This window comes from Acetobacter sp. DmW_125128 (genome assembly GCF_008704325.1).
Taxonomy (GTDB): domain Bacteria; phylum Pseudomonadota; class Alphaproteobacteria; order Acetobacterales; family Acetobacteraceae; genus Acetobacter; species Acetobacter oryzifermentans.
On sequence record NZ_VHOP01000080.1, the window covers coordinates 1 to 1,968 of the forward strand.

1 protein-coding gene and 2 pseudogenes are annotated in these 1,968 nt (G+C 45.8%); all 3 read right to left on the reverse strand.

The window, feature by feature from the left end:
• A pseudogene (locus FKW19_RS14845) lies at positions 1-629 on the reverse strand (hypothetical protein); the annotation flags it as partial.
• A gap of 307 nt (positions 630-936) precedes the next feature.
• Positions 937-1,091: pseudogene (locus tag FKW19_RS14850) on the reverse strand (IS5/IS1182 family transposase); the annotation flags it as partial.
• 238 nt (positions 1,092-1,329) lie between these two features.
• On the reverse strand, positions 1,330-1,968 hold a 639-nt coding region (locus FKW19_RS14855), incomplete at its 5' end, for an autotransporter strand-loop-strand O-heptosyltransferase (protein WP_150225415.1).

The following is a 1,968-nucleotide window of genomic DNA, read 5'->3' on the forward strand; positions in this document are numbered from 1 at the left end:
ACATTTACACCAGAAACATACCCTTTACTGCCAACAACAAGCGTACCTTCCTTGTCCCCAGTAATCTTAATATCCGTCGCAAAAGCACCATCTGAAACTTGCAGACTTCCGCCTGCTGTCATTGTGACGTCTGTGAGGTTGGCAGACTGAACCGCACCGATAGATGCGCCAGAATTTACCGTAACAGAAGAACCTGACCCTCCCATAAAAAGAACATTGGCACCCGTATCTGCTGTTAAAGCGGATACAGCGCCACCGTCAGTTTCATATGTAGCGCCGTTCTGGACAGTTACGTCCTGCACATTACCCGCATAGCTTGCGGCATGCCCCTTACTTTCTATAGTAAGGTTTGTAATTGTTGCTGTATTTTCTAGATTTCCACCACTTTGAACCGTTACGCTGTTCAGGCTTCCCCCAGCATTCTCCAAGAGGCCACCTTCTTCCACAACAGCACTTTGCATTGTGGACAGATTCTGCACTTCCCCCTGATCCGTCACACTGGATATGTTGCCAAGATTTGTAACTGAACCCACACTTTGAACGGTCAGACCTACAATAGTATCCATTACTGTAAGTGATTGACCGCTCGTCACAATAACGTTGGAAGAAGTATTATTATCTTCAGACACAAATATACCCTCTCTAGACACTTCATATCTAAATGAATGTTATTCATACATTAACTAAAATGATACAGCACATTTTTTAGATTATTACCAACATCATTTCGACATCTCTGATCGTTTGTTCTATTGTAACCAGACATATACATTCAGATTGATGCGATCTATTCGTGTGCACGATCATGCCATCATCTCTGAAAGCACTCATACGAAGCTCATTTGACTGCTCGTTGTCCGCTCACTGGCCCTCTTTTTGCCACGCGAGCTCTACGCTATCTCACTGGAAAGCAAAGCGGGGTTCCATCGGTGCTTACGGATCACACGGTGGACGCCCATTTTATACTTTTGTCTGAATAGGTCAGTGCCTTGTTCAGATCCGGACAGAACGCCTTAGTCCGAGAAAACGCTTCAAGTTGGTCACCGAGCTCGCCCAGCCGAGCAGGCCGCTCTATCAACATCAAAGAAACCAGGCTACCTCATGAGCCACCCCTCCAGTCATGACACGAGCGAAGGAATCATAGAGAGAGGCCCAAAACCAGAGGCTTTTTCGAACTATCCAACTGATACATGATAGTTTCCTTCACTGACATTCAACTCCTCAGCATCCTTACAGGATCATAAGGAACCGTACACACCACCAGTTCTCAGTGAAAATCACCAAATAGGTTTTCTAATTTATATAGGCTGTAGCAAACAATGACTGGTATTATGACAGCGCATGAATGGCTGCACTAATTTTAGCGATGACCTGCTGTGACGTAATCAGGCGTGTACACTCAAACTGACGTGGTGTATTGGCATGACGAGGGCACCAGAGAAAATCATGATGATCAAAGCGTTCTCGCTCATCATTCCAACAGGAATTACATGTATGCCAATTGATAATACGGTAAGGAGTATGAAACTCATTGATAGGATGAGTAAAGCCGGAGATCATAACCACAGGCGTACCCGCAGCCCACGCTAGCCACGCAAGACCTGAACTGAGGCCGATGAAGAACTCAGCATGTCGTAACCAACGTGCACGTTCTGTTAAGGGGCGATTGCCTGTTTGATCCTCTGCCCCATAAGGAATATGATTCCAGACAATAGCTGTGCCATGTACAGGTTTTTGATCAATACAGATAACCCGGTAGCCCTGCTTTTTAAGATAGGCAACAATCTCCATCCATCCAGTGGGATTGTTCCAGTATTTACACTGAGTGCTGGCCTGCACAGCAATACAGACATATTTTTCGGCTATCGGGCGTGTTTCATCAGACAAAGCAAGTTTGGGTGCTTCTTCCGCAGGATCAACACCTAGAATATACGCGGCAGTGCGATGAAGACCCACCAACCGAAAATC